This window comes from Prauserella cavernicola, assembly GCF_016595675.1.
GTDB lineage: Bacteria > Actinomycetota > Actinomycetes > Mycobacteriales > Pseudonocardiaceae > Prauserella_A > Prauserella_A cavernicola.
Genome location: NZ_JAENJH010000002.1, coordinates 642568 through 667859, shown reverse-complemented (window position 1 = coordinate 667859; position 25292 = coordinate 642568). Strand labels below are relative to the sequence as shown.

26 protein-coding genes are annotated in these 25292 nt (G+C 70.8%); 16 read left to right on the top strand and 10 right to left on the bottom strand.

The window, feature by feature from the left end:
- Positions 1-73 precede the first annotated feature (73 nt).
- The 10 genes from JHE00_RS09815 (at position 74) to dnaB (ending at position 7936) form a co-directional block, all read left to right on the top strand.
- A complete protein-coding gene (locus tag JHE00_RS09815) occupies positions 74-1000 on the top strand; it encodes a hypothetical protein (protein WP_230423188.1) in 927 nt (308 codons plus the stop codon).
- A gap of 80 nt (positions 1001-1080) precedes the next feature.
- Positions 1081-1413, top strand: coding sequence for a 30S ribosomal protein S6 (gene rpsF, locus JHE00_RS09810; protein WP_200317164.1), 333 nt, complete (start codon positions 1081-1083; stop codon positions 1411-1413).
- A 7-nt stretch (positions 1414-1420) separates the two neighbouring features.
- The gene (locus JHE00_RS09805) at positions 1421-1921 is read left to right on the top strand and encodes a single-stranded DNA-binding protein (protein ID WP_200317162.1); all 501 of its coding nucleotides are present in this window, start codon (positions 1421-1423) and stop codon (positions 1919-1921) included.
- A gap of 34 nt (positions 1922-1955) precedes the next feature.
- Positions 1956-2204: a 30S ribosomal protein S18 gene (gene rpsR, locus JHE00_RS09800; RefSeq protein ID WP_200317160.1), complete on the top strand. Its 249-nt coding sequence runs from the start codon at positions 1956-1958 to the stop codon at positions 2202-2204.
- Positions 2205-2218: 14 nt separating this feature from the next.
- Positions 2219-2674, top strand: coding sequence for a 50S ribosomal protein L9 (gene rplI, locus JHE00_RS09795; protein WP_200317158.1), 456 nt, complete (start codon positions 2219-2221; stop codon positions 2672-2674).
- Positions 2675-2848: 174 nt separating this feature from the next.
- Positions 2849-3280 carry a hypothetical protein gene (locus tag JHE00_RS09790; protein WP_230423187.1) on the top strand — a complete coding sequence of 144 codons (432 nt, stop codon included), beginning with the start codon at positions 2849-2851 and terminating at the stop codon, positions 3278-3280.
- On the top strand, positions 3277-3882 hold the full coding sequence (locus JHE00_RS09785) for a DUF3558 domain-containing protein (RefSeq protein WP_200317156.1): 606 nt from the start codon (positions 3277-3279) through the stop codon (positions 3880-3882). Before JHE00_RS09790 ends, JHE00_RS09785 begins: the two co-directional genes overlap by 4 nt.
- Before the next feature lie 6 nt (positions 3883-3888).
- Complete coding sequence (locus JHE00_RS09780) at positions 3889-5277, top strand: PPE domain-containing protein (RefSeq protein ID WP_200317154.1); 1389 nt, start codon at positions 3889-3891, stop codon at positions 5275-5277.
- 37 nt (positions 5278-5314) lie between these two features.
- Positions 5315-6112 (top strand): ESX secretion-associated protein EspG, encoded by a 798-nt coding sequence (locus JHE00_RS09775; protein ID WP_200317150.1) that lies wholly within the window; start codon positions 5315-5317, stop codon positions 6110-6112.
- A 438-nt stretch (positions 6113-6550) separates the two neighbouring features.
- On the top strand, positions 6551-7936 hold the full coding sequence (gene dnaB / locus JHE00_RS09770) for a replicative DNA helicase (protein ID WP_200317149.1): 1386 nt from the start codon (positions 6551-6553) through the stop codon (positions 7934-7936).
- A gap of 92 nt (positions 7937-8028) precedes the next feature.
- Here dnaB and JHE00_RS09765 read toward each other — a convergent pair whose 3' ends face one another.
- Entirely contained in the window at positions 8029-9591 is a 1563-nt protein-coding gene (locus tag JHE00_RS09765) for an alpha/beta hydrolase (RefSeq protein WP_200317148.1), read from the bottom strand.
- 192 nt (positions 9592-9783) lie between these two features.
- On the opposite strand from JHE00_RS09765, the gene JHE00_RS09760 reads away from it, so the two are divergent.
- The gene (locus tag JHE00_RS09760) at positions 9784-10983 is read left to right on the top strand and encodes a GAF domain-containing sensor histidine kinase (protein ID WP_200317147.1); all 1200 of its coding nucleotides are present in this window, start codon (positions 9784-9786) and stop codon (positions 10981-10983) included.
- Here JHE00_RS09760 and JHE00_RS09755 read toward each other — a convergent pair.
- The 6 genes from JHE00_RS09755 to JHE00_RS09730 all read right to left on the bottom strand — a co-directional run bounded on the left by JHE00_RS09755 (position 10937) and on the right by JHE00_RS09730 (position 14389).
- Positions 10937-11350, bottom strand: coding sequence for a response regulator (locus JHE00_RS09755; RefSeq protein WP_200317146.1), 414 nt, complete (start codon positions 11348-11350; stop codon positions 10937-10939). The genes JHE00_RS09760 and JHE00_RS09755 overlap by 47 nt on opposite strands.
- Complete coding sequence (locus JHE00_RS09750; RefSeq protein ID WP_230423186.1) at positions 11347-12048, bottom strand: response regulator transcription factor; 702 nt, start codon at positions 12046-12048, stop codon at positions 11347-11349. The genes JHE00_RS09755 and JHE00_RS09750 overlap by 4 nt, the downstream gene beginning before the upstream one ends.
- Positions 12049-12104: 56 nt before the next feature.
- Positions 12105-12656, bottom strand: a complete 552-nt coding sequence (locus tag JHE00_RS09745; RefSeq protein ID WP_200317142.1) for a signal peptidase I — start codon at positions 12654-12656, stop codon at positions 12105-12107.
- A gap of 11 nt (positions 12657-12667) precedes the next feature.
- Entirely contained in the window at positions 12668-13213 is a 546-nt protein-coding gene (locus tag JHE00_RS09740) for a hypothetical protein (RefSeq protein ID WP_200317140.1), read from the bottom strand.
- 31 nt (positions 13214-13244) lie between these two features.
- Positions 13245-13898 (bottom strand): TasA family protein, encoded by a 654-nt coding sequence (locus JHE00_RS09735; protein ID WP_200317139.1) that lies wholly within the window; start codon positions 13896-13898, stop codon positions 13245-13247.
- Positions 13899-14017: 119 nt separating this feature from the next.
- Positions 14018-14389, bottom strand: a complete 372-nt coding sequence (locus tag JHE00_RS09730) for a hypothetical protein (protein ID WP_200317137.1) — start codon at positions 14387-14389, stop codon at positions 14018-14020.
- Positions 14390-14493: 104 nt separating this feature from the next.
- Here JHE00_RS09730 and JHE00_RS09725 point away from each other — a divergent pair, with 104 nt between their 5' ends.
- The gene (locus JHE00_RS09725; RefSeq protein WP_200317135.1) at positions 14494-15282 is read left to right on the top strand and encodes a dioxygenase family protein; all 789 of its coding nucleotides are present in this window, start codon (positions 14494-14496) and stop codon (positions 15280-15282) included.
- A gap of 84 nt (positions 15283-15366) precedes the next feature.
- Here the strand turns inward: JHE00_RS09725 and JHE00_RS09720 are convergent, their stop codons facing one another.
- A complete protein-coding gene (locus JHE00_RS09720) occupies positions 15367-18447 on the bottom strand; it encodes a beta strand repeat-containing protein (protein ID WP_200317133.1) in 3081 nt (1026 codons plus the stop codon).
- Between the two features lie 203 nt (positions 18448-18650).
- Positions 18651-19535 carry a hypothetical protein gene (locus JHE00_RS09715; protein WP_200317131.1) on the bottom strand — a complete coding sequence of 295 codons (885 nt, stop codon included), beginning with the start codon at positions 19533-19535 and terminating at the stop codon, positions 18651-18653.
- Positions 19536-19868: 333 nt separating this feature from the next.
- On the opposite strand from JHE00_RS09715, the gene JHE00_RS09710 reads away from it, so the two are divergent.
- The 4 genes from JHE00_RS09710 (at position 19869) to JHE00_RS09695 (ending at position 23627) form a co-directional block, all read left to right on the top strand.
- Positions 19869-21056, top strand: a complete 1188-nt coding sequence (locus JHE00_RS09710) for an AI-2E family transporter (protein ID WP_200318286.1) — start codon at positions 19869-19871, stop codon at positions 21054-21056.
- Positions 21053-22198, top strand: coding sequence for a MacS family sensor histidine kinase (gene macS, locus JHE00_RS09705; RefSeq protein WP_200317129.1), 1146 nt, complete (start codon positions 21053-21055; stop codon positions 22196-22198). The genes JHE00_RS09710 and macS overlap by 4 nt, the downstream gene beginning before the upstream one ends.
- Entirely contained in the window at positions 22195-22848 is a 654-nt protein-coding gene (locus JHE00_RS09700) for a response regulator (RefSeq protein ID WP_200317127.1), read from the top strand. The genes macS and JHE00_RS09700 overlap by 4 nt, the downstream gene beginning before the upstream one ends.
- A gap of 179 nt (positions 22849-23027) precedes the next feature.
- The gene (locus JHE00_RS09695; RefSeq protein WP_200318285.1) at positions 23028-23627 is read left to right on the top strand and encodes a DUF1707 SHOCT-like domain-containing protein; all 600 of its coding nucleotides are present in this window, start codon (positions 23028-23030) and stop codon (positions 23625-23627) included.
- A gap of 7 nt (positions 23628-23634) precedes the next feature.
- Here the strand turns inward: JHE00_RS09695 and ptsP are convergent, their stop codons facing one another.
- Positions 23635-25269, bottom strand: coding sequence for a phosphoenolpyruvate--protein phosphotransferase (gene ptsP, locus JHE00_RS09690; RefSeq protein WP_200317125.1), 1635 nt, complete (start codon positions 25267-25269; stop codon positions 23635-23637).
- Positions 25270-25292 lie beyond the last annotated feature (23 nt).

The following is a 25292-nucleotide window of genomic DNA, read 5'->3' as shown; positions in this document are numbered from 1 at the left end:
ATCTTCTTCGGTGACTTCTCGTTACCTCTTTGACACGGTGCCAACTTCTGGAGGGACAGCTCCTGTGCGGACCATGCCGACCGCCCTGGCAGGGATGACTCGCAAGGTGTTCACCACGGCGGCCCTCACGGCCGCACTCGCCGGTGGCACCGTGCTGACCGCGGGCTCGGCGGCCGCGGCCGTCCCGCCCGCGCCGTCGTGCACCGCCGCCGTGACCGGTCCGATCGGCGAGGCCGTGACCGTCAAGGGCGAGTCGGTGAAGGACCTCGTCAAGCGCGGCGCCCAGGAGGCGAAGTCGGTCGTCCTGGTGCACGACCTGACCATCTGGCCCGACCACCTGGCCCGCAAGATCTCCGAGGAGACGCTCACGGTCGGCTCCGTGCCCGACGCGCAGGGCGGCAACGTGGGCGGGGCCGTGATCGGCACCGCCGTGCGCAACGCGCTGGAGGGCGAGGCCGGTCTCGGCGCGCTGAAGTCGACGCAGCAGAAGACCCTCGACGTCATCGAGAACAAGGTCGCGGGCAACTGCGGGCTCTCGCTTTTCGCCTCCAACTTCACCCCGCCGACCTCCGACACCCCGCCGCCGGCCACGGGGCAGCCCGGCGGTGCGCCGGCGCCGGCCCCCGGCGCGGCGGGCACCCCGGAAGCCGCACCCGGCGTCCCGCAGGGAACCGGCGGCGAGGCCGTCGCCCCGCGCGACTACAGCGGCATCCCCGTGGCGAGCGCACCGAACGCGGACATCGCCGCGCCGCCGGGGCTGCGCTACCCGCCGTCGAGCGGCGTTCCCGGCTCGGCCGAGTTCGGCCTGCTCGGCGCCGACGAGGGCAACGGAGCCGACACCGGGCAGTCGAACGACGTGCGCAATGCGGGCAACGCCGACGCGATCGCCGCACCCGCATCGCCGAGCCAGGTCCAGCTTCCGATGCTGCTCGCCGTGGTCGCACTGGCCGGCGTCACAGCCGCGCTGGTCAGGACCTGGGTGCTGCGAAAGGCGTCGTAGCCCGCAGCTACACTGACTGACTGACAACCCTCCTGTCACGGATCGTCCGTGACCGCGAAGCCCACAGGAGGTGAGTGGTTGTGTCACGCCATTACGAGGTGATGGTCATCCTCGATCCTTCGCTCGACGAGCGAACGGTCGCCCCCACCCTGGAGAACTTCCTCAACGTGATCCGCACTTCCGGCGGCAGCGTGGAGAAGGTCGACGTCTGGGGCCGTCGCAGGCTCTCGTACGAGATCAACAAGAACGCCGAGGGCATCTACGCGGTGCTCGACCTGCGTGCCGAGCCGGACGCCGTCAAGGAGCTCGACCGCCAGCTGTCTCTGCAGGAGACCGTGCTGCGCACCAAGGTCGTGCGTCCGAAGGCGCCGCGTGGCGCCAAGGCCGCCGCGAAGATCGCCGCGAAGGCCTGATCCCGCGATGGCCGGAGACACCGTCATCACAGTGATCGGCAACCTGACCGCCGACCCGGAGCTGCGCTTCACGCCGTCCGGCGCGGCCGTCGCGAACTTCACCGTCGCGTCGACCCCGCGCACCTTCGACCGCCAGTCCGGCGAGTGGAAGGACGGCGAGGCCCTGTTCCTGCGCTGCAACATCTGGCGGCAGGCGGCCGAGAACGTCGCCGAGACGCTGACCAGGGGCGCGAGGGTAGTCGTTCAGGGCAGGCTCAAGCAGCGTTCCTTCGAGACCAAAGAGGGCGAGAAGCGAACCGTCGTCGAGCTCGAGGTCGACGAGATCGGTCCTTCGCTGCGCTACGCGACCGCCAAGGTCAACAAGGTCAGCCGCGGCGGTGGCGGCGGTGGCGGTGGCGGATTCGGCGGCGGTGGCTCAGCCGCTCCCGCCGACGACCCGTGGGGCTCGGCCCCGCCTGCCGGTGGCGGCGGCGGTGGCGGTGGCTTCTCGGACGAGCCGCCCTTCTAGACCCAACCACGACACAGTTCCCCAGGAGTAAAAAGTGGCGAAGCCACCCATTCGTAAGCCCAAGAAGAAGGTCTGCGTTTTCTGCAAGGCCGAGAAGCAGGGCCACCCGGAGTTCATCGACTACAAGGACACCAACCTGCTGCGGAAGTACATCTCCGACCGCGGCAAGATCCGTGCCCGTCGGGTGACCGGAAACTGCAGCCAGCACCAGCGCGACGTCGCCATCGCGGTCAAGAACTCCCGCGAGATGGCGCTGCTGCCCTACACGTCCACCGCGCGCTGAGAAGGGAGTCAGACATGGCAAAGATCATCCTGACGACCGACGTCGCGAACCTGGGCGGCCCCGGCGACATCGTCGAGGTCAAGGACGGCTACGCGCGCAACTACCTGCTGCCCCGGGGGTTCGCCATCACGGCGACCAAGGGTGCGGAGAAGAACGTCCGGACCATCCGTCGTGCGCAGGAGAGCCGTCGCATCCGCGACCTCGACCACGCCAAGGAGGTCAAGGCGACTCTGGAGGGCCTCGGCGCCGTCCAGCTCTCCGCCAAGGCCGCCGAGGGCTCGAAGAAGCTCTTCGGCTCGGTGACCACCGCCGACATCGTCGGTGCGATCAAGGCCGCGGGCGGTCCGCTGCTCGACAAGCGGACCATCGAGCTCCGCGAGCACATCAAGACCGTTGGCAAGCACTCGGTCAGCGCCAGGCTCCACCCGAACGTGACCGCCGATGTGCGCATCGAGGTCTCGCCGAAGTAGCACCAACTGCCTGACGATGGCGGGATCCCCGGACACCGGGGGTCCCGCCATTGGCGTTTCCGGAGGGGAACGCATTCGCGTCCGCGCACGTCGGAAAGAACGGAGACGGGTGGGACGTGCTTGACGAGCGGTCACCGCCCTGAGGAAAATTAATCTTCACTGAGGGTGAAGGGGATGGGCGGGGCGATGCTGGACGCAGGTGGGGTCGGCGGCGCTATCGGTGCCGGTGTCGGCAAGGTCGTGACGATGGCGGCGCCCAAGGTCGCGGGAGCTCCGGCGCCCGCGGCGGGCGGCGGCTACAAGTTCAAGGCCGAGGAGCTCGACGCCGTCATCCGCAAGTGGGAGGACCTGCGGGACTCCCTGAAGACCGACGAGCGCGACGCCGAGCGCATGGCTCACGTGCAGCCGCCGGGCCGCGAGTTCGCCAGCGGCGACTTCGCCGATCTCGCGAATCCCTCCGGCAAGGCCTTTCTCGAGTCCAACCGGCGCATGCAGGACTACGTCGGCAAGTACATCGACGCGCTGAACCAGGCCAAGCGCAGCATCAGTTCACAAGAAGAGCAGTCGCAGTCCGACATCGCTCAGGCCGGTGAGCAGTCCGCATGAGCATGCGTCGACGAGCGGGCCTCGGACTCACCGTGCTCGCCACGGCCATCACCCTGGGTGCGTGCGGCAGCAGCGGCGGAGACGAGGGAGTGGACGCTCCCGCCTCGCCCTCGGCCGCACCGTCCAGTTCGGAGCAGGCGGCTCCTCCGGTCGGCGAACCACTCGACGCGGCGGCGCTCGTCTCCGGTCCGTGTGCCGCGCTCTCGCCGGACGATCTCTCCAAGTTCGGGTTCGCCGAGGGACGCGTGGAACCCACCGCGGGCGGGGAGAACGCCACGGCCTGCGTCTGGGAGTACGCGGCCGAGAGCGGCAACCGCGTGGACCTCTCCGTCGTGACCGAGAACGAGAACGGCCTCTCCGCGATCTACGAGCAGCGCTCCTCCAACGAGTACTTCGAGGAGACCGAGATCGCCGGCTACCCGGCCGTCCACACCGCCACCCTCGACAACCGCACCGACGGCGGCTGCGGACTCTGGGTCGGCGTCGACGAGCAGACCACGCTCTTCGTGCTCACCAACTTCGACTACGGGCCCGAGGTCGCCGACCCGTGCCCGGTCGCCGATCGAGTGGCTGAAGCCACCATCGCCACACTGAGGGGTTGATCCGACATGGTGTTCTTCCTTGTCCCGGTCGTCGCGGGGGCGGCCGCGTACGGAGCGGCGACGCAGGACTCGGCCGGAAGCTACGAGGGCGGTGACAGCGACCGCCGGATCGACGCCTACCAGATCTGGGAGCAGATCACGTCCGGTCCCGGACCGGGCTCGATCAACGACGGCCAGACCTCGGCCAACACGCTGCAGGGCGTCTACCAGGACCGGGTCACTCAGATCGACGAGCTGAACCAGCTCATGGACGACGCCTGGCAGGGCGGGGGCGCCGACGCGGCCCGATCGGGCGCGCATCCGCTCAAGGACTGGATGCAGGACTCGGGGGACAAGCTCCAGGAGAGCGACCGGACTCTCGGTGAGCAGGGCTCGGCGTTCCAGACGGTAGCGTCCAAGGTGCAGCCGATCCCCAAGGATCCGCCAGAGAGCGGCTTCCTGAACACGGTCACGCCGTGGGAGACCGACACCGACCGCTCGATCAAGGACTACAACGACAAGGCGCAGGCCAACGTCGACGCCTTCAACGAGTACTTCCAGGTCAGCGCCGACAACGGGCGGCGGATGCCGACGTACTCCGCGCTGGACGGCGACATCGGCGACGTCGATGTCGACGACAACGGCGGCGGAGACGACAAGAACGGCAACGACAAGCCCGGCGACGGCTCGGACCGGCCCGGCGGCGCCGACCGGCCCGGAACCGGCGGTGGCGGCAGCGGGGGCGGCGGCTCCGTCCCCGGCATCGGCACGCCTGGCGGACCCGGCGGCGGCGGGGGCTACACCCCGCCGGGCGGTTACCCGGGCGGCACCCCGGGCTCGATCCCTCCCGGCGGCATCGGGGGCCCTGGTTCCGGTGGAAGCGGCCCCGGTGGGTACGGCGGCGGGTACGGCAACGGTGGCTACCAGCCGCCCGAGTGGGACGACACCACCAACTCCTCCAGCTACGTCCCGCCGAAGGTGCCCAGCGCCGACTTCTCCGCAGGCGGCGGCTACTCGCCGGGCGGCTTCGGCCCCGGTGGCGGCGGCGCTGGCGCGGGCTCCGGCGGGGGCTCGGTCGCCGGCGTCGGCAGCTTCGGTCCTGGCGGCGGCGCCTACGGTGCCGGCGGCGCGGGTGGTGTGCCCGGCGCCGGTTCGAGCTCGGGCGCCTCGCCCGGTGCCACCTCCGGCGCGGGTCGCCTCGGCGGCGCGGCGATGGGCGGCGCGGCCGCGGCGGGTGCAGCAGGTGGCGCCGGCCGGGGCATGGGCGGCGGCATGATGGGCGGCATGGGCGGCGGCGGTCGCGGCGGCAAGGGCGCTGAGGACGAGGAGCACCAGTCGAAGTTCCTCGTCGAGGAGGACGCCGACTCGCTGTTCGGCACCGACGAGCTCACCGCACCACCGGTCATCGGTGAGTGACCATCCGGTCCGGGACAAGAGAAGAGGGAAGACGACGGTGCTGGACCAGCAGGTGACCCTGACGACGGGCACGCTGCTCAACCTCATCCGCAGACGCGGCGTCGAGCCGCACACGGTGCTCGCGAGCACCCCGGTGTGGGAGGACGAGCGCGCCCGGCGGGCGGCCGACGAACGGGCAGACGCGGAACTGCGGGGCTACGGGCTCTACGGCCGCGGTGGCGTGCACAGTGGACTGCAGGCGACGCTCGACGCGGTCGCCCGGCCCGCCGTCGAGTACTTCGGCTGGATCAACGGCGGCCACGACGGCAAGCCGCTGAACTTCACGCTGCTCGCCGGGTCGGCCGGTGGCGAGGGGTTCGTGCTCGCGCGCAACACCGACCACGAGGGCGTGGTGCTCGTGTCGGTGCGCCCCGAGGAGATCCTGGACAACTTCGTCGCCCAGATCCCGCGGCTCGGGCCGGGGCGCGGGCAACAGCTGCGCGTGCCGAAGAGCCAGGCGAGCGGTGGCAAGCGCCGCTCCGACTCCTACGGCGACGACTTTTCCGTGATGCGCAGCGGCACGCCCAACCCGGGCAGTGTCGAGGCCGACGAGCTGCGCCGGGTGCTGAAGCTGCCCCGGCTCGGCGGCGGCAGCCTGTACGCCGCCGCGCGCGGGCGCACCGGGAGGCGCGAGCGCGTCGAGCGGCCGCTCAACTACATCGACACCACCGAGGGCCGCTGGCTGACCGAGGAGGTTCCCGGCTCGGGCGAACCGCTGATCGCGTTCACGCCGGGATCGCCGCAGGTGATCGCCGAGCGACTGCGGCACCTCGCGAGCCGGATCCCCGTCAGCTGAGCCGCGCCACTCGTTCAGCCCAACGGGTGGGCACTCAACGCTGCGTAGCGTTCATCCACAGGCCGGCCCCCAGCCTGGTGACAAGCACCATGCGCGACACGCCGGGAGCGGAGTTCGACGCGACACGCCGCGAGATCGCAAACTAGTTTCTCCACAGCTTACCCACAGGCTCTGAGCAGGTGTTTTCACAAATGAGCGAACGCTTTTCCCCACGTTGTCCACAGGGTTTCGCGAGCCTGTGACTCGTTGGGCGGCCCCATCAACAGGTTGTCCACAGCGCCGTCCCCAGGCGAGATTGCGCTGCTCCTTCCGAGGGATCTAGCGTGCTCCGGCGGCCTCCGGAACGCGACACCCGACGTGATCCCGAACCGGTGGCCGAATCCGATAGAATCGAACGCGTGTTCGAGTAGTCATTGATATCAGGAGGTGCCTGCACCGGTGGCGATCACCGACGACCGCGGTCCCGCTTTCGCCTCGTCCGATCAAGGCGGCGGGTTCGATCGCCAGCCGCCGCAGGACGTACCGGCCGAACAATCCGTGCTGGGCGGCATGCTGCTGTCGAAGGACGCGATCGCTGACGTCGTCGAGGTGCTGCGGCCAGGGGACTTCTACCGGCCCGCGCACCAGGCCGTCTACGACTGCGTGCTCGATCTCTACGGCCGCGGTGAGCCCGCCGACCCGATCACGGTGTCCGCGGAGCTCGAGCGGCGCGGCGAGCTGAGCCGCATCGGCGGTGCCCCGTACCTGCACACACTAATCGCGACGGTGCCGACGGCGGCCAACGCCGGGTACTACGCGGAGATCGTGGCCGAGAAGGCCGTGCTGCGCAGGCTCGTCGAGGCGGGCACCCGGATCGTGCAGTACGGCTACAACGCCGACGGCACCGACGGCGGCGACATCAACGAGGTGGTCGACCGCGCGCAGGCCGCGATCTACGAGGTCACCGAGCGGCGCACGAGCGAGGACTACGTCGCGCTGGAGGAACTGCTCCAGCCGACCATGGACGAGATCGACGCGATCGCGTCGCGAGGCGGTACCGCGCAGGGCATTCCGACCGGGTTCGCCGACTTCGACGAGGTGACCAACGGGCTGCATCCCGGACAGATGATCATCGTCGCCGCCCGACCTGGTGTCGGCAAGTCGACATTGGGACTTGACTTCGCGCGCTCGTGCTCCATCCGGCACGGCATGTCCAGCTGCATCTTCTCGCTGGAAATGAGCCGCACCGAGATCGTGATGCGCATGCTCTCCGCCGAGGCCCGCATCCGGCTCGCCGACATGCGCGGTGGCCGCATGTCGGACGACGACTGGACGCGGCTCGCCAGGCGCATGAGCGAGATCAGCGAGGCGCCGCTGTTCGTCGACGACTCGCCGAACCTCACGATGATGGAGATCCGCGCGAAGGCGAGGCGGCTCAAGCAGCGCAACGACCTCAAGCTGGTCGTGCTCGACTACCTGCAGCTGATGTCGTCGGGCAAGCGCGTCGAGTCGAGGCAGCAGGAGGTCTCGGAGTTCTCGCGTGCGCTCAAGCTGCTGGCCAAGGAGCTCGAGGTGCCCGTGATCGCCATCAGCCAGCTCAACCGTGGTCCCGAACAGCGCACCGACAAGCGCCCGATGCTGTCCGACCTCCGTGAGTCCGGCTCGCTGGAGCAGGACGCCGACATGGTGGTGCTGATCCACCGGCCGGACGCGTGGGAACGCGACGACCCGAGGGCTGGCGAGGCGGACCTGATCCTCGCCAAGCACCGTGCGGGCCCGACCAGCACGATCAGCGTCGCCCACCAGCTGCACTACAGCCGCTTCGCCGACCTCGCGCAGGAGTAGGCGCGTCACGTTGGCGACGACCCCACGAACTCGTGAAGGCCACCTTCACCACGTGAGACGTAGCGAAGGTGGCCTTCACAAGCGTTGACCGGTCAGGAGGGGTCGGGCAGCGGCATGCCGGGCACGCTCTGATCCTCAGGGACCACGCCGTCGACCAGGTAGGCGTCGACGACCTTGTCCACGGCCGAGTTGCCGTACCCGTAGATGCCGTGGTCGCCCTCGCCGGTGACGGTCAGCAGCCGGGAGTTCTCGAACCCGGCGTGTGCCTTCCGGGCGGCCTCGATGGGCGTGGCCGGGTCGTTCACCGACTGGACCATCACCACCGGCGGGACATCCTTGCCGTCCACCGTGGGCAGCGGACGGGGCTGGCCCTCCCAGAAGATGCAGTTCTGGATGAACATCCAGAACCCGCCTGCCAGCAGCTTGCCTTCGTCGAGGAACTCCTGCGACCTGCGGATCACCGACTCCCGGTCGCCGGTCTCGGCGCCGTCGTTGCACCTGACGGCGGTCAGGACGGCGAGCAGGGTGTCAGTGGGGTCCGGCTCGGCCTGTGCGGCGGCGATCGCCGTCCTGGCCTGCGCCTTGGCCTGCTCCGAGGCGTCGTTTCCGGTCAGCGTCCTGAGCTGGACCAGGAAGTCTGCCAGGCCGGGGAAGGCGTGCTTGGTCTTGAGCAGACCGACGAACCGGGTGTCCAGGTCGACCGCGCCGACCTTCGCGCCGTCGACCTCGACCGGATTGCGGGACAGCGCGTACCGGACGTTCTCGTAGGTCTGCCGGACCTGTTCGCCGGTGGTACCGAGCCCGTACCGGTCGTCGTGGGACGCGGCCCACGGCAGGAAGTCCTGCCGCCAGCGGCGTTCGTAGCCCATGGGCTGCAGGTCGAACGACGCCGCCCAGGTCGAGGTGAAGTCGACCGACGAGTCCAGCACGAACCGGCCGACGCGGTCGGGGAAACGCTGGGCGTAGTGCGCGCCGAGCCAGGTGCCCGCCGAGTAGCCGATCCAGTTGATCTTCTCCCGGCCGAGCAGGACCCGCAGCAGGTCCAGGTCCTTGGTGTTGTGGAAGGTGTCGACGTACTTGACGAGTTCGCCGGAGGTCTGCTCGCAGGTCTTCGTGGTGAGTTCCAGGTTGTCCAGGAGCAGGTCCAGATTGCGTGGGTCACGGTCGCGCGGGTCGTAGCCGTCCTCGGTGCCGTCGCCCATGCCACCGCACGAGATGTTCGTGCTCCTGCCGGTGCCGCGGGTGTCGATGCCGATGATCTCCTGGTGCTCACGCAGTTTCGATTGCTCGCTCAGCGAGGCGGGAAACGAACGGCCGGGCCCTCCGGGGCCGCCCGGGTTGGTGAGCACGGACGCCGTCGTCTCACCGGTGGACTTCAGTCTGCTGATCGCGATCGTCACGTCCTGCTGGTCGTCAGGGCGCTCCCAGTTGCGGGGGGTCGCGAACGTCGCGCACTCGAGGATCTTCGCTGACTCTGGCTGGTCCGGCACATCCTCGGCGGTGCACTGGCGCCAGTCCAGGTCCTGTTCGGCGTAGCGCGCCGGGATGCCGGTGGTGTTCAACGTGCCGGGGTTCGCCAGCGCCGGGGTCACTCCCGCGAGCAGGCCACCCACGACCGCGGGGATCACCACGGCGAACCGCAGTCTCCTGTGCATTTACCGCCCCTTTGTTCACATAGTCCCGTTTGACCTTCGTCAACGGGCCCAGTTGAAACCATGTCCATAGGGCCAGGTCAAGGAGCTCAGTGGATTCCGTTGGTAGTCCGCGACCCGCGCGGCGAGGCCCTGCAGTCACTCGATCGGGTTCGGTCGCCCCGGACCCGGCACTCGCCTGCGCATACTCGGGACATGAGCGACGCCTGGGACGACGAGGTCCACCGGCTCGCCGCCCTGCGAGCGCTGCGACTGCTGGACACGCCGCGGGAGGAGCGCTTCGACCGCATCACGCGGTTGACCCACCAGGTACTCGACGCGCCGATGGCGCTCGTGTCGCTTGTGGACCTGGAACGGCAGTGGTTCAAATCGTGCGTCGGGCTCGACCAGCGCGAGACGCCGCGCAGCGTGTCCTTCTGCGCCCACGCCCTGCGTTCGGACGAACTGCTGGAGGTGCCCGACGCGCGCGCCGACCCGAGGTTCGCGGACAACCCGATGGTGACCGGCCCTCCGCACATCCGCTTCTACGCCGGCCAGCCGATCAGCGCGCCGTCCGGCCATCGCATCGGCACTCTGTGCGTGCTCGGCGGCGAGCCGCGCGAGCTCACGCCCACCCAGCGGGTGCAGCTGCGGGACCTCGCGAGCTGGGTGGAACTGGAGTGCTCGGTGGTGCAGGCCAATCTCGGATTGCGCGAGGCGGAGGTGGTGAAGCGCGATTTCGTCGCACTGGTCAGCCACGAACTGCGGACCCCGCTGACGTCGGTGCACGGGTCGCTGGAGCTGCTCGCCTCTGGCCGGTTCGGCACCCCGTCGGCGCAGGCGAACCAGCTGCTGCGCATCGCCGTGCGCAACACCGACCGGCTGGTGCGCCTCGCCAACGACGTGCTCGACCTCTCCCGCGTGCAGAGCGGTCAGCTGCGGCTGCGACTCACCGACGTGGACCTCGCCGAGGTGCTGGACAGCGCCGTCGGGGCGGTCGCGGGCACCGCGCAACGCCACGACGTCGAGCTGGTCACGGCGTGCGAACCGATGCGCCTGCGCGCCGACTCCGATCGGCTCGTGCAGGTCTTCACAAACCTGCTCGCCAACGCGGTCAAGGCATCGCCGCGCGGCAGCCCGGTGCGGCTGGAGTCGTCGTGCTCGGAGCACACGGTCGAGGTGCACGTCATCGACGAAGGGCCTGGCGTGCCGGAGGACCTGCGGGAACGCGTCTTCGAACCGTTCGTGCAGGCCGACTCCACGCACACCGAGCAGGGCGCGGGCCTCGGGCTGACGATCACGCGCGGCATCGTCCAGGCCCACGGCGGACACGTCGCCGTGGCCAAGGGACCGGGCAGCGCATTCACGGTCACGCTGCCGGTTGCGGGCCCCCGAGACGATCGTCCGTGGTGGTGAGCCAGCCGAACGCCGCCGCCAGTCGCGCGCCGAGCCCGGTCGGGTCGAACGGCTTGCCGAGCACGTCAGCGGCACCGAGTTCGGTCAGGGTCGCGGTGAGCGCGGGGTCGGCCGCCGCAGTCAGGAACACCACCGGCACCGACGCGGTCCCGGCGTCGGCACGCAGCGCGGCGAGCGTCTGCCGCCCGTCGAGCCTCGGCATGTCGAGGTCGAGCAGGACGCCGTCGTAGTGCTCGTCGCGACAGCGGTGCAGCCCTTCCTCGCCATCGGCCGCGGTGTCGATCAGCCAGCCCGTGTCGAGCAGGCACAGCCCGAGCAGTTCGCGCAGGTCCGGGTCGTCGTCGACGACGAGCAGCCTCCTGGTCACAGCTTGGTCCGATCCACGCGGTAGCCGACCCCGCGGACCGTGGTGATCAGGTCGGGTGCGCCCGCCGCGGCGAGTTTGCGCCGCAGCTTGGACACGTGCACGTCGACGGCGTGGTCGTCAGCGAGCCACGACTCTCCCCACGCACGCTGGCGCAGCTGGTCGCGCGTGCGCACCTGCTTCGGGTTCTCGGCGATGGCGGCGAGCAGCTCGAACTCGATCCTGGTCGTGGCCACCGGGTCACCGTGCACGGCGACCTCTCGGGCGTCGAGATCGACCTCCACGGGGCCGAGCACGTGCCTGCGGCCGACCTCCGGTTTCGGCTCGGGCGCCGAACGAGGCCTTCGCAGCATCACCTGCACCCTGGCCACGAGCTCCCTCGGCGAGAACGGCTTGGTCAGGTAGTCGTCGGCTCCCGCGGACAGGCCGACGAGCTTGTCGACCTCGTCGGCGCGCGCGGTGAGCATCAGCACGTAGGCGGTGGAGAACTGACGCAGCCTGCGGCACACCTCGAGCCCGTCGGGGCCGGGGATGTTGAGGTCGAGCACCACCACGTCGGGATCCCATGTGGACAGCAGCTCGAGCGCCCTGTTGCCGTCCTCGGAGACGCGGACGTCGAAGAGCGCCCCGGTGAGGGCGACCTCGATCACCTCACGGATGTCCTGGGTGTCCTCGACCACGAGGACCCGTGCGCTGCTCATCTCCCCGATTGTGGCCAGGGGTGATCGGTTCGGCACGTCGAGTGCATCCGGGGCGCTCATCGGCGGAGCAGCGCCCGCTTGGCCGCGACGAGCACGCAGCCGCCGGTCAGGAGGATGAGCGCGATGCGCACCCAGGCGTACTGGCCGAGCAGCGACACCTGGCCGACCACGGGCACGTCGGTGACGACGAGCGGCACGGTGTCCGAGGTGATGCGCAGTTCGAGCGGGTCGGCCGCGGCGTTGGCATCGCCCTTCGTGCGCACGACGGCCTGGCCGCCGGAGGCGTCCACCGAGATCAGCCGGTGGGCGTAGCGCTCACCAGGCGCGTCGGGCCTCGGCAGCACCACGACGTCGCCGACCTTCAGGTCTGTGGCCGGGACCGCGCGGGTGACGAGCAGGTCGCCCGGCGCGAACGCGGGCTCCATGCTCGGCGAGAGCACCGGAGCGAAGCCGAGCTTCAGCACGAGCACCAGTCCGGCCAGCGACACCGCGCCCACCGCGGCCACGCCGAGCACGACGTTGCCGAGCACGCGCAGCATCCGGCGCGGCGGGGCCTGCCTGCGGTGGCGGCCGGTGACGGGGGCGACAGGCGCGGCGGTGGCGGTCATGACTCGGCCCTTCAGGAGTTGGTGGTGGTCGCGGCCCGCACGCTGGCGCGCACGGTCGAGACGGAGACGTGGACCGTGGTGAGCGCGGCCGCGGGAACGGTGAGCTTCAGTCCGGCGGAAGCGCCGACCCCGAGCGGGATCGCGGCGGCCGAGCCGCTGGTGATGTTCACGGTGGTGCCGTCGCACCTACCGGTGGAGGTCTGCCAGCTGCCGCCGAGGCACGCCTGGAGTGTGACGGCGCCGAGCGGCAGACCCTCTGCCGTGATCGTGTAGGTCTGGTTGAGCAGCGAGGCCGTGCCGGTGTTGCGCACCGAGCCGTACACGGCCCTGGCCCCGCCGAGCACGGTTGCCGCGTCGAGCGTCCTGCCGGTGAGCACGGTTCCGTCGGAGGAGACCAGCGTGGCCGACCAGCTGATGGTGCGGGCGGGCACCGTCGCTCCGGCCGCGGTCGCCCTCGCCGTCGCGAACGCCAGTCCCGACGCGAGCACGATCGCGGCGACGGCACCGGCGAGCACAACCAGCAGTCGCTGTCCGCGTCTCGTCGGTGCCGTCGTCATCGTGCTACCTCTCGCCAGGGGAGTCGATCGCTCAGGAGTTGGTGGTGGCCGCGGCGCGCTGGGTCTCGCCGAAGGTGTAGGTGAGGTTGGCGGTCTGGCCCTGGATCGTGGTGGTGGGCAGGGTGCCGTTCACCGTGGTCTCGGTCTGGTCGGGCAGCGAGACGACGACCTGCAGGCGCTGGACGCTGCCCGCGGCGACGGATCCGGGGATCAACGAGGCCGCGGTGCCGAGCGAGCCGACCGGAGTGGCGGCGAGCAGCGGAGCCTTGGTGCCGGAGCACACGCCGGTGGCGGCGTTCCAGGTGCCGCCGGTACAGGTGTTCACCGCGACGCGCAGTGCCTTGGTGCTGGAGCCGTCGGCGATCAGTGCGCTGGAGCCGGTGGCCGCCACCTGCAGGGTGAGCGCCTGTGCGTCCAGGGTGCCGCCGTTGGTGAGGTCGAGGTAGCGGTTCACCGTGTCGCCGGGTGCGAGGTTGGAGACGGCCTGGTCGAAACCTGCGCCGTTGCCCGCCATCGTGAGCTTGAGGGTGCCGCTGCTGATCTGCTGCGGGGTGACGTTCGCGGCGGTGGCGCTCAGCGTGGCCCACACGCCGATGCCCATCGCCACCAGCACCGAACCGGCGACCGCCGCCAGTGCGACCGGGCGCCAGGCTGAGCGGCGCTGCTCGGGGTGGGTCTGCTCCATGTCGATCTCCTCGGTTCCTGTCGAGTGGCGCCGGCCGCGTCGTGCGGCCTGACAGGAACGAGAATGCGACCCCTACCTAGCGGTGCCCTCTCGCGAACCTCTCCGTTTCCTCAAGATGGTCACGGGATCGCGAGTCCGGCGCCGCGCAGGGCTTCCTCGACGCGCAGGCGCTCCACTTCCCGCTCCACGCCCTCGGGTACGGCGTCGAGCCGGTGCGGCACGTCGACCGCGTCGCAGGCCTGCACCAGCAGTGCGTCGTAGGCCTGGCGGGTCGCGCGGCGGCGCAACATGGGGTCACCGGGGGCGAGCCGGACGAGCGCGCGGTGCACGCGGCGCAGGTCCTCGGCGAGGCGTTCGATCGGCACGGCTCTGGCCGCGGGCGTACGCCTGCGCCGGAACCAGGCGACGATCCGGGGAACGCTGAGCACGAACCAGAACGCCGCGGTGGGAAGGACCACGACGCCGAGGTAGATCAGGATGTTCCCCACCATGCCTCATGGTAGCCACGGCAACGCTTCGAGAATCCGCGCTTTTCGCCCTGCGGCCCGGGTTGTGGCGTACAGTCATAGTTGAACATTCAACATTGGAGTACGCGATGACCGCTCCCACCGACCGGATGCCGGTGCTCTACCTCAGCCACGGCGCACCCCCGCTCGCCGACGACGCGACCTGGACGCGGCAGCTCGCCGGCTGGTCGGCAGACCTACCGAAACCGACGTCGATCCTGATCGTCTCCGCCCACTGGGAAGAAGCCCCGCTCACCATCGGCGCCACCACGACGGTGCCGTTGGTCTACGACTTCTGGGGCTTTCCCGAGCACTACTACCGCGTGCGATACGGGGCACCTGGCGCACCCGAACTGGCCGCGAAGGTCCGTCGACTCCTGCACTCCGGCCCCACGCCGGTGCACGACGCACCCGACCGCGGACTCGACCACGGCGCCTACGTGCCGCTGGTGGAGATGTTCCCCGGCGCCGACGTGCCCGTGCTGCAGGTGTCGATGCCCTCGCTCGACCCGCAGGAGCTCTACGACCTCGGGCGCAAGCTCGCTCCGCTGCGCGACGAGGGCGTGCTGATCATCGGCAGCGGCTTCTTCACCCACAACCTGCGCGCCATGCAGTCGGTCGACGGCGTCAACGGCGCACCGCCCGCGTGGTCGACGGAGTTCGACCACTGGGGAGCGCAGGCGCTCACGTCCGGAGACATCGACGCGGTGCTCGACTTCCAGCACAAGGCGCCCGGCGCCCAGATCGCGCATCCACGCACGGAACACTTCGCGCCACTGTTCGTCTCGCTCGGCGCGGGCGGGGACGCGGCCGCGCCGCGCACGGTGATCGACGGCTACTGGTACGGGCTGGCCAAGCGCTCCGTGCAGATCGGCTGAGCACAGACAAAAGCCGGGCCCGGGAGACGTCGTCGTCTCCCGGGCCCGGCCCGTTGTTCACTTCAGTGAGTCACCGAAAGCGCTTCAGCGCAGGCCGCTCACGTCGGCACCGGACAGCACGCCGGTGATGTTGCCCTGGAGCACGTCCAGCTGCGGGGCCGAGGGCAGCTCGGCCTGCGGCAGCAGCGAGTCCGCCTCCACCGGCAGGGCCATGCCGTCGACACCCGGCAGCTGGGCCAGGCCCGGCAGCGAGGTCACGTCGGCCGGAACCAGCGAGGTCACGTCGGCGGGCACCAGCGAGGTCACGTCCGCCGGAACCGGCAGCATGGTGACGTCGGCCGGAACCGGCAGCGCGGTCACGTCGGTGGGCAGGCCCGGCAGCGAGGGCAGACCCGGCACCTGGTCGGCACGGCCGACACCGGCGGGCAGCAGCTCGACCGGCAGGCTGTTCACCTGCGGCAGCTCCGCGGGGAGGTCCGCCGGGTTGGGCAGCGTCCTCGGCAGGGCGGGCAGATCCGTCGCGGGGAGCTCGGAACCGTTGATCGGCAGGTCGATCTGCGGCTCGTCACCGGCAACCGACACGTCGGTGTCGTTGTCGGTCTGCGAGGTCGCGACAGCCAGCACGTCCAGCGGGATGTCGAAGACCTGCGCCACGGCGCCGACCGGCAGCTGGCCGTCGATGCCGGAGAGGTCCTCGGTCACGCCCGAGGTGGAGTTCTCGCCCGCGTCCGTGGCGGTGGTGCTGTTGTCGGCCACCGCGTTCGCGACGCCGCCGACCGAAGCCGCCACACCGAAGACCTGGGCGACCGCGGTCACCGGGACGTCGAAGATGTCGCCGGCGATCGCGCCGCCGACACCGGAGGTCTCGATGTCGCCACCGGAGGTCACGTCGGTGGTGTTGACGCCCTCGCCGCTCACGACCGAGGTCAGGGACGCGGCGTCCCCGAAGACCTGGGCGATCGGCAGCGCCTGGGCGCTCACCACGTCACCGGCGATGGAGCCGCCGTCGCCGTTGGTGGTGACGTCGCCGCCGGCCTCCGACACGACGTCGTTGGTGGACTCGCCCGAGACCACGCCGACCCAGCTGGCGCCGAGGCCGAACACGGTCGCCGCGGCGCCGGCCGGAACCTGCACCACGTTGCCGGCGATGGAGCCGCCCTCACCCGTGGTGGTGGCGTCGCCACCGGCCAGGGAGTCGGTCAAGTTCTCGCTGCTGCCACCGGCGTTGCCGATCCAGCTGCCGCCGATGCCGTGCACCTGGGCGGGCAGCGACACCGGGACGAAGCCGATGTTGCCGGCGCCGGTGCCCTTCTTGCCGTTGGCCTTCACGTCGCCACCGGCCTCGGTGATGGTGTCGGCCGTGGCCTCACCGAAGCCGTTGCCGATCCACGTGCCGCCGATGCCGAACACCTGCGCGGGCAGCGAGACCGGGACGGCGACGAGGTTCGCGGCCGCGAGGCCGTTGTCGTCCTCGGTGTTGCCGCCGCCACCGGCGGAGACGACCTTGGTCTCCTCGGCGGAGCCCACGCCCTGGCCGATCCAGCTGCCACCGACGCCGAACACCTCGGCCGGGACGGCGAGCGGAACCTGCACCAGGTTGCCCGAGCCGGCGGAGTCGTTGCCGCGGGTGCCGTTGTAGCCACCGGCGTCGATCGTCTTGTCTTCGGTCGCGTGGCCCGAGGCGTTGCCGATCCAGGTGCCACCGATGCCGAAGGCTTCGACGGTCGAGGCGATCTGGCCGTTCACCGAGTTGCCCGAGACGACGGAGCCGTCACCGTTGGTGATGGTGTTGTCGCCGGCGAGCGCGCTGGTGGTGTTCTCGTGGCCCTTGGCGTGCGAGTTGCCGATCCAGTTGCCACCGACGCCGAAGACCTCGACGGGCAGGGCGACGGGCAGGTCGGCGATGTTGCCGGAGGCAGCCGCGTTCTCGCCGCTGGTGTGGGAGTACCCACCGGCCTGCATCTCCGCGTCCGAGACGGTGTCCTCGGTGGTGGCGTTGCCGATCCACGCGGCAGCGGTGCCGGTGACCGACCCGAGCAGCGCACCCTGCGGCTGCACGATGTTGCCCGCGAGGAACGAGTCGTCACCGTCGGTCGAGATGTAGGCGGGGTTGCCCGCGCGCTCTCCCGGAGTGTCACCCGCGGTGGCCTCGACCTCGGACGAGCCCGTGGCGTCGGCGTCGCCGCCCCACGCCACGGCGTCGTTGGCGACGCGCACCGGCAGAGCGATCGGGGCGCCGACCACGTTGCCCGTGCCCGCGCCCTTCTCGCCGTGGGTCTCGATGTAGCCGCCGGAGGTGGCCTCGCTCTCGGCGTCGAAGTCGGTCTCCGCGTGGGCGAGGAACCAGCCGAGGGCGTTGCCCGAAGCCTGGACCGGGGTCGCGAACTGCGGCGCGACGACGTTGCCCGCGAGCCCGCCGTTGGTGCCGTCGCTCTCGATGTTGCCGGTGGTGGTCGCGCTCTGCGACGCGCTGCCCGACGTCTTGCCGCTGCCGCCGAGGCCGCCCGCGTTGCCCGAGATCTGGACCGGCAGGGCCCAGTCGAGGTTCACGACGTTGCCCGCGAGGCCGCCGCCCGCACCGTTGGTGCTCACGTCGGAGTTGTGCTCGTAGGTCTGCTCGGCGTCCGACTCGACCTCGGCGTCGCCGAGGACGCCCACCGCGTTGCCGGTGATCTGGATCGGCAGCGCGAGGTTGCCGACGACCTTGTTGCCCATGAGGGCGTCATCGGTGGGCTCCACCGTGGGGAGCTCGGACTGCGTGGCGCGCTGCTCCTGCATCGGAGCCTTCGCGGCGGCCTTGCCGACGGTCGTGGTCGCCTGCGTCGCGGAGGCGACGGCCTTGTTCAGCGGCGCCGTGGCGGGCGCGGCGGCCTTCGACACCGGGGCGGCGGCCTTCTGCACGGGCGCCGTCGCCTTGTTGACGATGTCGGTGACGGGCTTGGTGCTGATCTCGCCCTCGTGGCCGGGGAGGTTGACCTGCCCCAGCGGCGTGCCGACCGCGTTGTCCTTGATCTGGTAAGGAACGCTGAGGTTCAGGTCGAGCGGCCCGGCGGGGGTGTCCGGGTCGGCGACCGTCTCATTGGCAGAAGCGATGCCGGTGCCCAGCATCAGCAAACCACCGGTGACCAGCGCGGTCTGGATTCCGCGCTTCGCCCAGGTCTGCATAGTGAGGTGTTCTCCTTTTCCTTGGTTCCCTTGCGGGGGCTGTGCTGCGCTCCGTCGAGGCGCGAATGGCGGGATTGATCGACGGATGCGGGACGCGGAAAGAGGTCCGCGTACCGCGGTGAATGCGGGGAAAAGGAAGCTGACGCGCAAGCGGGCGCGGGAAACGGCCGCAAGGGTGAGCGTCAGCTACCCCGCGGCGAGAATCAGTCTGGAGTGACGCCGGGCTGCTCGCCCGGCTGCGTCGGCGTGTGCACGACGCCTGCCCGCACGGAGGCGGGCACGTTCTTGTCGAAAGCGGTCACGCCGCCGGCGGGAATGCCGAGCAGCGGACCATCGAGGTGAAGGAAGTGGGTGCCCCCGGCAGGCGAGGGCAGGGCGGCGGGAGCCGCGGGAGTGGGCAGCGGCGCGATCGGAGCTGCCGGAGCGCGGCTGTCGGCCTCGGTGTCGGCGGGCTCGTCGACGGGCGCGGACTGCACGGGTGCGTCCGCCACCTCGGCGACGTCCTGCTTCGCGACCTCGGAGAGCACGGGGCCGACGGTGTCGGTGTCGGCCGACGGCGCCTCGACGCGGTGCTCGGGTTCCGCGGAGGTGCCTGAGTCGCCGTCACCCTCGAGGCCGGGCAGCTCGCCCAGCTCCGGCAGCTCGACGATGTTCGCGCCGCCGCGCGGCTGCAGCGATTCCCAGACTTCCTTGCCGATCTCGGCGCGGTCCTCGGGAACGGTGACGAAGCGGCCGACGGTGTCGAGCGTCTTGCCGACCGGCTCGGCGACGCCGTGCTGCCAGAGCTTCTCGGCGGACTGCTTGACCTTGCCGGCCATCTCGCCGTCGCCGAGCGGGAGCGCGGCGCCCTGCTCCTTCTTCTTCGGCTCGGCGTCCTGCTTCGGAGCGAGCGCGGAGCCGACGCCCTTGGCGGCCTCGGCCACCACGGAACCGTCGAGCTGCGGAAGGTCCTCGGATGCCGAGGCGGATGCGGACGCGGTGGAGACGGCCCAGGCGGCTGCGACGCCACCCGCGATGAGAGCGAAGCGCGACAGCCACCGACGGACGCGTCCATCGCGTCCTGTGGTGGCGGCTGCCGTCTCGGCCACAGCTCTCCTGTCAGAAGGTCGTGCGTCGTGCTCTGGGAGTCGGTGACACAGCACGCTGAATCAGCATCTGTTCGCCGTGTGCCACCGAGATAAGCAAATTGCTCGGGCCGGATGCACGTTTAACGCGACTTGATGGCTCGATCGTGTGAAGAACACAGCGTGTTCTCGAATCTCACCGCGAGTGATCGACGCAGTACCTGATCATCTACTCTCGCGTAGCCCGCCTAAAAACTCCATAGTGGACAGTGGAACGCCTCGCCGTACCGAAGCCCGGACGCGGACGCCCAGGACCGATACGGTTACCTCGTGAATGAGAAAACACCGAAGCATCCGGTGATTTCGGAAGATCCGGACGTCACCGGGTCGGTGCCGAGGGGGCTCAGAGTCAGCGCGGCGCTCGCCTGGCGCTTCCTGGTCGTGATCGCCGCGCTCTACGTCGTTCTGGAGATCGTCGGCTATCTCTCGGTGGTCGTGATCCCCGTGTCCATCGCGCTGTTGCTCGCCGCGCTGCTGGCGCCGGCCGTACGCAGGCTGGTGATGGTGCGCGTGCCGAGGGGACTGGCCACCGCACTCGTGCTGATCGGCGGACTCGGCGTGGTCGGCGGTCTACTGACCTTCGTCATCATCCAGTTCACCGACGGCCTGCCCGCGTTGCAGCAGCAGCTGACCGAGAGCCTCAACCAGATCGAGGACTGGCTCATCAACGGGCCGCTGCAGCTGGGCGAGACTCAGATCGAGGACGCGATCAACAGCGCCATCGGTCTCATCCAAGAGAACCAGGCCGCGCTGACGTCGACCGCGCTCACCACCGCGAGCACCGTCGGCGAGTTCCTCACCGGGTTCCTGCTCACGCTGTTCGTGCTGATCTTCTTCCTCGTCGGCGGCGACCAGATCTGGGGCTACCTCGTCCGCGGCGTGCCCCGGCACGTCCGCTCGCGCGTGGACACCGCGGGCAGGCGCAGTTTCGCGTCGCTCGTCAGCTACGTGCGTGCGACGGCCGCGGTCGCGGTCGTCGACGCGGTGGGCATCGGCATCGGACTGTGGGCCGTCGGCGTTCCGCTGGTGGTCCCGCTGTCGACGCTGGTGTTCCTCGGCGCGTTCATCCCGATCATCGGCGCCGTGGTGACCGGTGCGGTCGCCGTGCTCGTCGCGCTGGTCACCAACGGGTTCGTCACCGCGCTCATCGTGCTCGCCATCGTGATCGGCGTGATGCAGCTGGAAGGCCACGTCCTACAGCCGCTGTTGCTCGGCCGTGCCGTGAAGCTGCACCCGCTCGCCGTCGTGCTGGCGATCACCATCGGCCTCGTCGCCGCCGGTATCCCCGGTGCGCTGCTGTCGGTGCCGCTGCTGGCCGTGCTCAACGCGGGCATCAAGTCACTGGTCAACGAGAGCGATCCCGATCCGGAACAGGTGGACGTGCTCTCCAAGAAGGACGCGACGCCCGACGCCGAGCAGGACGACCACGACAAGTTGGACAAGCAGGAATCCGGTTCCCGCGAGGAGGAACTGGACGAGCGGTGACCGCATCCCCGACGCTGCGCGACCCCGCCACCCCGCTGTGGTGGGGCACCATCGTGCTGCGCTGGGTGACGCTGGTGTTCGCGCTCGCCGCGGTGCTCGTGAACCACGAGGGCTACGACCGGCCGGGCCTCGCGTGGACCGGGTTCTCGGTGATGCTGGTGTGGTCGGTCGTCACCACGGCGGCCTTCGCCCGCGAGTCGACGCGCTTTCGCTGGCTCGTCGTGGTCGACGTCCTGCTGACGTGCGTGGTGATGCTCAGCTCGCGGCTGGTGCTGTCCGACTCCCAGTTCGCCGAGACCGGCCCGCTGGTCACCACCGTGTGGGCGTCGGTGCCCGCACTGACGGCCGGAGCCAGGTTCGGGGTCGGCGGCGGAGTGCTCGCGGGTCTGGTCATGGCCGTGTGCACCGGGCTGTCCCGGTACACGTTCGACCTCGACGTCGCGCGCGACGGGGTGCTGTTGACCGCGAGCGGGCTGCTGATCGGGCTCGCCGCCACCACGGCCCGGCGCTCGCAGGCCGCGCTCGCGCAGGCGATGCGCACCGAGGCGGCCACGGCGGAACGGGAACGGCTGGCGCGCTCGATCCACGACAGCGTGCTGCAGGTGCTCGCCAGGGTCCGGCGCAGGGGCACCGAGCTCGGTGGTGAGGCGGCGGAGCTGGCCAGGCTGGCCGGTGAGCAGGAGATCGCGCTGCGCGCGCTGGTCACCACCGAGCCGTCCAGGCCCGCGGGCGGCGACGCCGACCTGCGTGCGGCGCTGCAACTGCTGGCCACGCCGCGGGTCCAGGTCTCCGGCCCCGCGGGCGAGGTGCGGTTGCCAGCGGGCACGGTCGACGAACTGGTGGCGGCGACGAAGGAGACACTGTCCAACGTGGACCGGCACGCGGGACCGACGGCGAAGGCCTGGGTGCTGCTGGAGGACCTCGGCGACGAGATCGTGCTGACGATCAGGGACGACGGACCCGGCATCGCGCAGGGCAGGCTCGAAGAAGCCGAGAAGGAAGGGCACCTCGGCGTCGCCACATCCGTCAGAGGCAGGGTGAACGAGCTCGGAGGCACGAGCACGCTGGAGACCGCGCCGGGTGCGGGAACCGAGTGGGAGCTGCGCGTGCCGAGGCCGAAACAGCGGAGGAGGGGCAGATGACCGTCTCGGTGATGATCGTCGACGACCATCCGATCTGGCGGGACGGCGTCGCCCGCGACCTGGCCGAACACGGCTTCGACGTGCGCGCCACGGCCGCCGACGGCGAGGCCGCGCTGCGCATCGCCCGCACCGTGCGGCCCGACGTGGTGCTGATGGACCTGAACCTCGGCGAGACCTCGGGGGTGGTCGCCGCCCGCTCGATCACGGGAGAACTGCCCGGCACGCGGGTGCTCGTGCTCTCGGCGAGCGGCGACCACAGTGACGTGCTGGAGGCCGTCAAGGCCGGCGCCTCGGGCTACCTCGTGAAGTCGGCATCGGTCGCCGAGCTCGTGGACGCGGTGCACCGCACCGCGGGCGGCGACCCGGTCTTCACGGCGGGACTGGCGGGCATGGTGCTCGGCGAGTACCGGCGCATGGCCGACGCTCCCGCGGACGGAGACCCGCCGCCGCGGCTCACCGAACGCGAGACCGACGTGCTGCGGCTGGTGGCCAAGGGACTCACGGCGAAGCAGATCGCCGACCGGCTGGTGATCTCGCACCGCACGGTCGAGAACCACGTGCAGTCCACCCTGCGCAAACTGCAGCTGCACAACCGCGTCGAGCTCGCGCGCTACGCCATCGAGCACGGGCTCGACCGCGACGAAGACTGACACTGCCTGACCCGGACCGACGCCGACCGGCGCTTCAGGGTGTTCTCCGGGGATTTCCCGGAGCCGTCCCGGCCCACCCCGGCGATAGCATCGATCACGTGGCTGAGGGTGCAGAGGACCAGACGACAGAAACGCCTGCCGCCGAGCAGGTTCCGGACGAACTGGCGCGGCAGCGGAACATGAGAGTGTCCGACGCCGAGCGCGAGCACGTCGTCGAGCTGCTCCAGCGCGCGATCGGGCGCGGCATGCTCGACCTCGACGAGTTCACCGAGCGCACCGACATCGCACTCGCGTCGCGCACCCGCGGCGAGCTGAACGCCGTGCTCGTGGACCTGCCTGGGCTCGTGCACAGCGACGCGACGGCTCCAGCGCCGACGGCGGCCTCGGCCGTACCGGGCTTCGCCGCTCCCGTGAGCAACGGCGAGCGGCTCGAGGTCAAGGCACACGGCTCGACGCTGGTGCGACGCGGCAACTGGCGCGTGCCGGGCGAGCTGCTGGTGCGCAACAAGTACGGCGAGACCAAGCTCGACTTCACCGAGGCCGACGTCACGAGCCAGGTGGTGCACATCGAACTCGACATCAAGTGGGGCTCGGTCACCGCGGTCATCCCGCCGAACGCGGCGGTGGACCTCAACGGCGTCACCGACGTGAAGTGGTCGTCGATCGACGACAAGACCAACTCCACCGGCAAGTCCGGGATACCGCGGTTCGTGTTCACCGGCCGCGTGCACGGCGGCTCGCTCGTCACGCGCCACCCGCGCAAGGGCCTCTTCGGCTGACCCCGGCTCAGGCCTCCTTGGCTCCCGATCTGGCGGCCTGCGCGGTCGGTGCGTCCAGCGCCGCCCGCGCGGCCCGCTCGCAGTCGGCGAGCGTCACCGCGGCGAGGCTCGCTCCGACGGAGCGCACCGAGCCCGCGTTCATCGACAGGCTCGTGACGCCGAGTCCGGCGAGCACCCTCGCGAGCAGCGGGTCGGCCGCGGCCTCACCGCACACGCCCGCCGGTTTGCCCGTGGCCTTCGCGGCCTCGCCGACCAGCGCGATGAGCCGCAGCAGGCCGGGCTGCCAGGGGTCGTTGAGCTTGGCGACGGCGCCGAGCTGCCGGTCCGCGGCGAACGTGTACTGCGCGAGGTCGTTGGTGCCGACGGACACGAAGTCCACCGCGTCGAGCACCTCCCTGGCGGTCAACGCCGCCGCGGGCACCTCGATCATCACGCCAGCCCTGGCGATGCCCGCCGCGCGCACGCGCTCGGCGAACCAGGCCGCCTCCTCGGCGACGGCCACCATCGGCGCCATCACCGACACCTCGGCCCCGGAGTCGGCCGCCGCGCCCGCGATGGCCTCGAGCTGCCGGTCGAGCACCCCGGTGCGGTCGAAGGCCACGCGCACGCCACGCACGCCGAGCGCCGGGTTGGGCTCCACCTCGGGATCGAGGAACGCCAGTGGCTTGTCGGCGCCCGCGTCCAGCGTCCGCACGATCACCGGCTTGCCGCGGAAGGGCTCCAGCACAGCCGTGTAGGCGGCGCGCTGCTGGTCGACCGACGGCTCGTCGTCGGCGTCCAGGTAGCTGAACTCGGTGCGGAACAGGCCGACGCCCTCGGCTCCGGCCTCGGCGGCCGAGCGTGCGTCGGCGGGAGCGCCGACGTTGGCCAGCACCTTCACGGTGTGGCCGTCGGAGGTCTCGCCGGTGCCGTTCCACTCGGCGGCACCCGCCGTGGTGGCCGCGACCGCCGGAGCGTCCGGGTCCACGGCGGTGATCTCGCCGGTGCCGCCGTCCACCGAGACCGCACCGGCGTCGAAGGCGAGCACGCCGCGCACGGCGACCACGGCGGGAATGCCGAGCGAGCGGGCGAGGATCGCGGTGTGGCTGGTGGGCCCGCCCTCCTCGGTGACGAGGGCGAGGACCTTGGCCGGGTCGAGGCCCGCGGTGTCGGCGGGGGCGAGGTCGCGGGCGACGAGCACGCTCGGCGTCGCGGGCTCGGGAACGCCGGGAGGGGCGATGCCGAGGATCTCGGCGATGATGCGGTCGCGCACGTCCTGGATGTCGCGCACCCGCTCGGCCATGCGGCCGCCCGCGCTGGCGAGTGCCTGCGCGAAGTTGTTGGCCGCCTCGTACACGGCGCGTGCCGCGGGGATCCGCTGCGCGGTGACGAGCTGCTCCGCCTGGCTGACCAGCGCCGGGTCGGCCGCCATCGCGGCGGTGGTGGTGAGGATCGCCGCGGCGTCGCCGGTCGCGGCCGCTGCCATCGCCTCGAGCCTGGCCGCGACGGCCTGCGCCGCGGGCGCCACGCGCTCGGCCTCGGCGTACGGGTCGTCGGGTCCGGGGCTGCTGGCGGGCTCCGTGATCGACTCGGTGACCTTGACGACGGGGCCGCTCGCGCGACCAGGGCTCACTCCCACCCCGGAGAGCTGTGCGTCAGACATGGTCTAGACCATAGTGGTACATG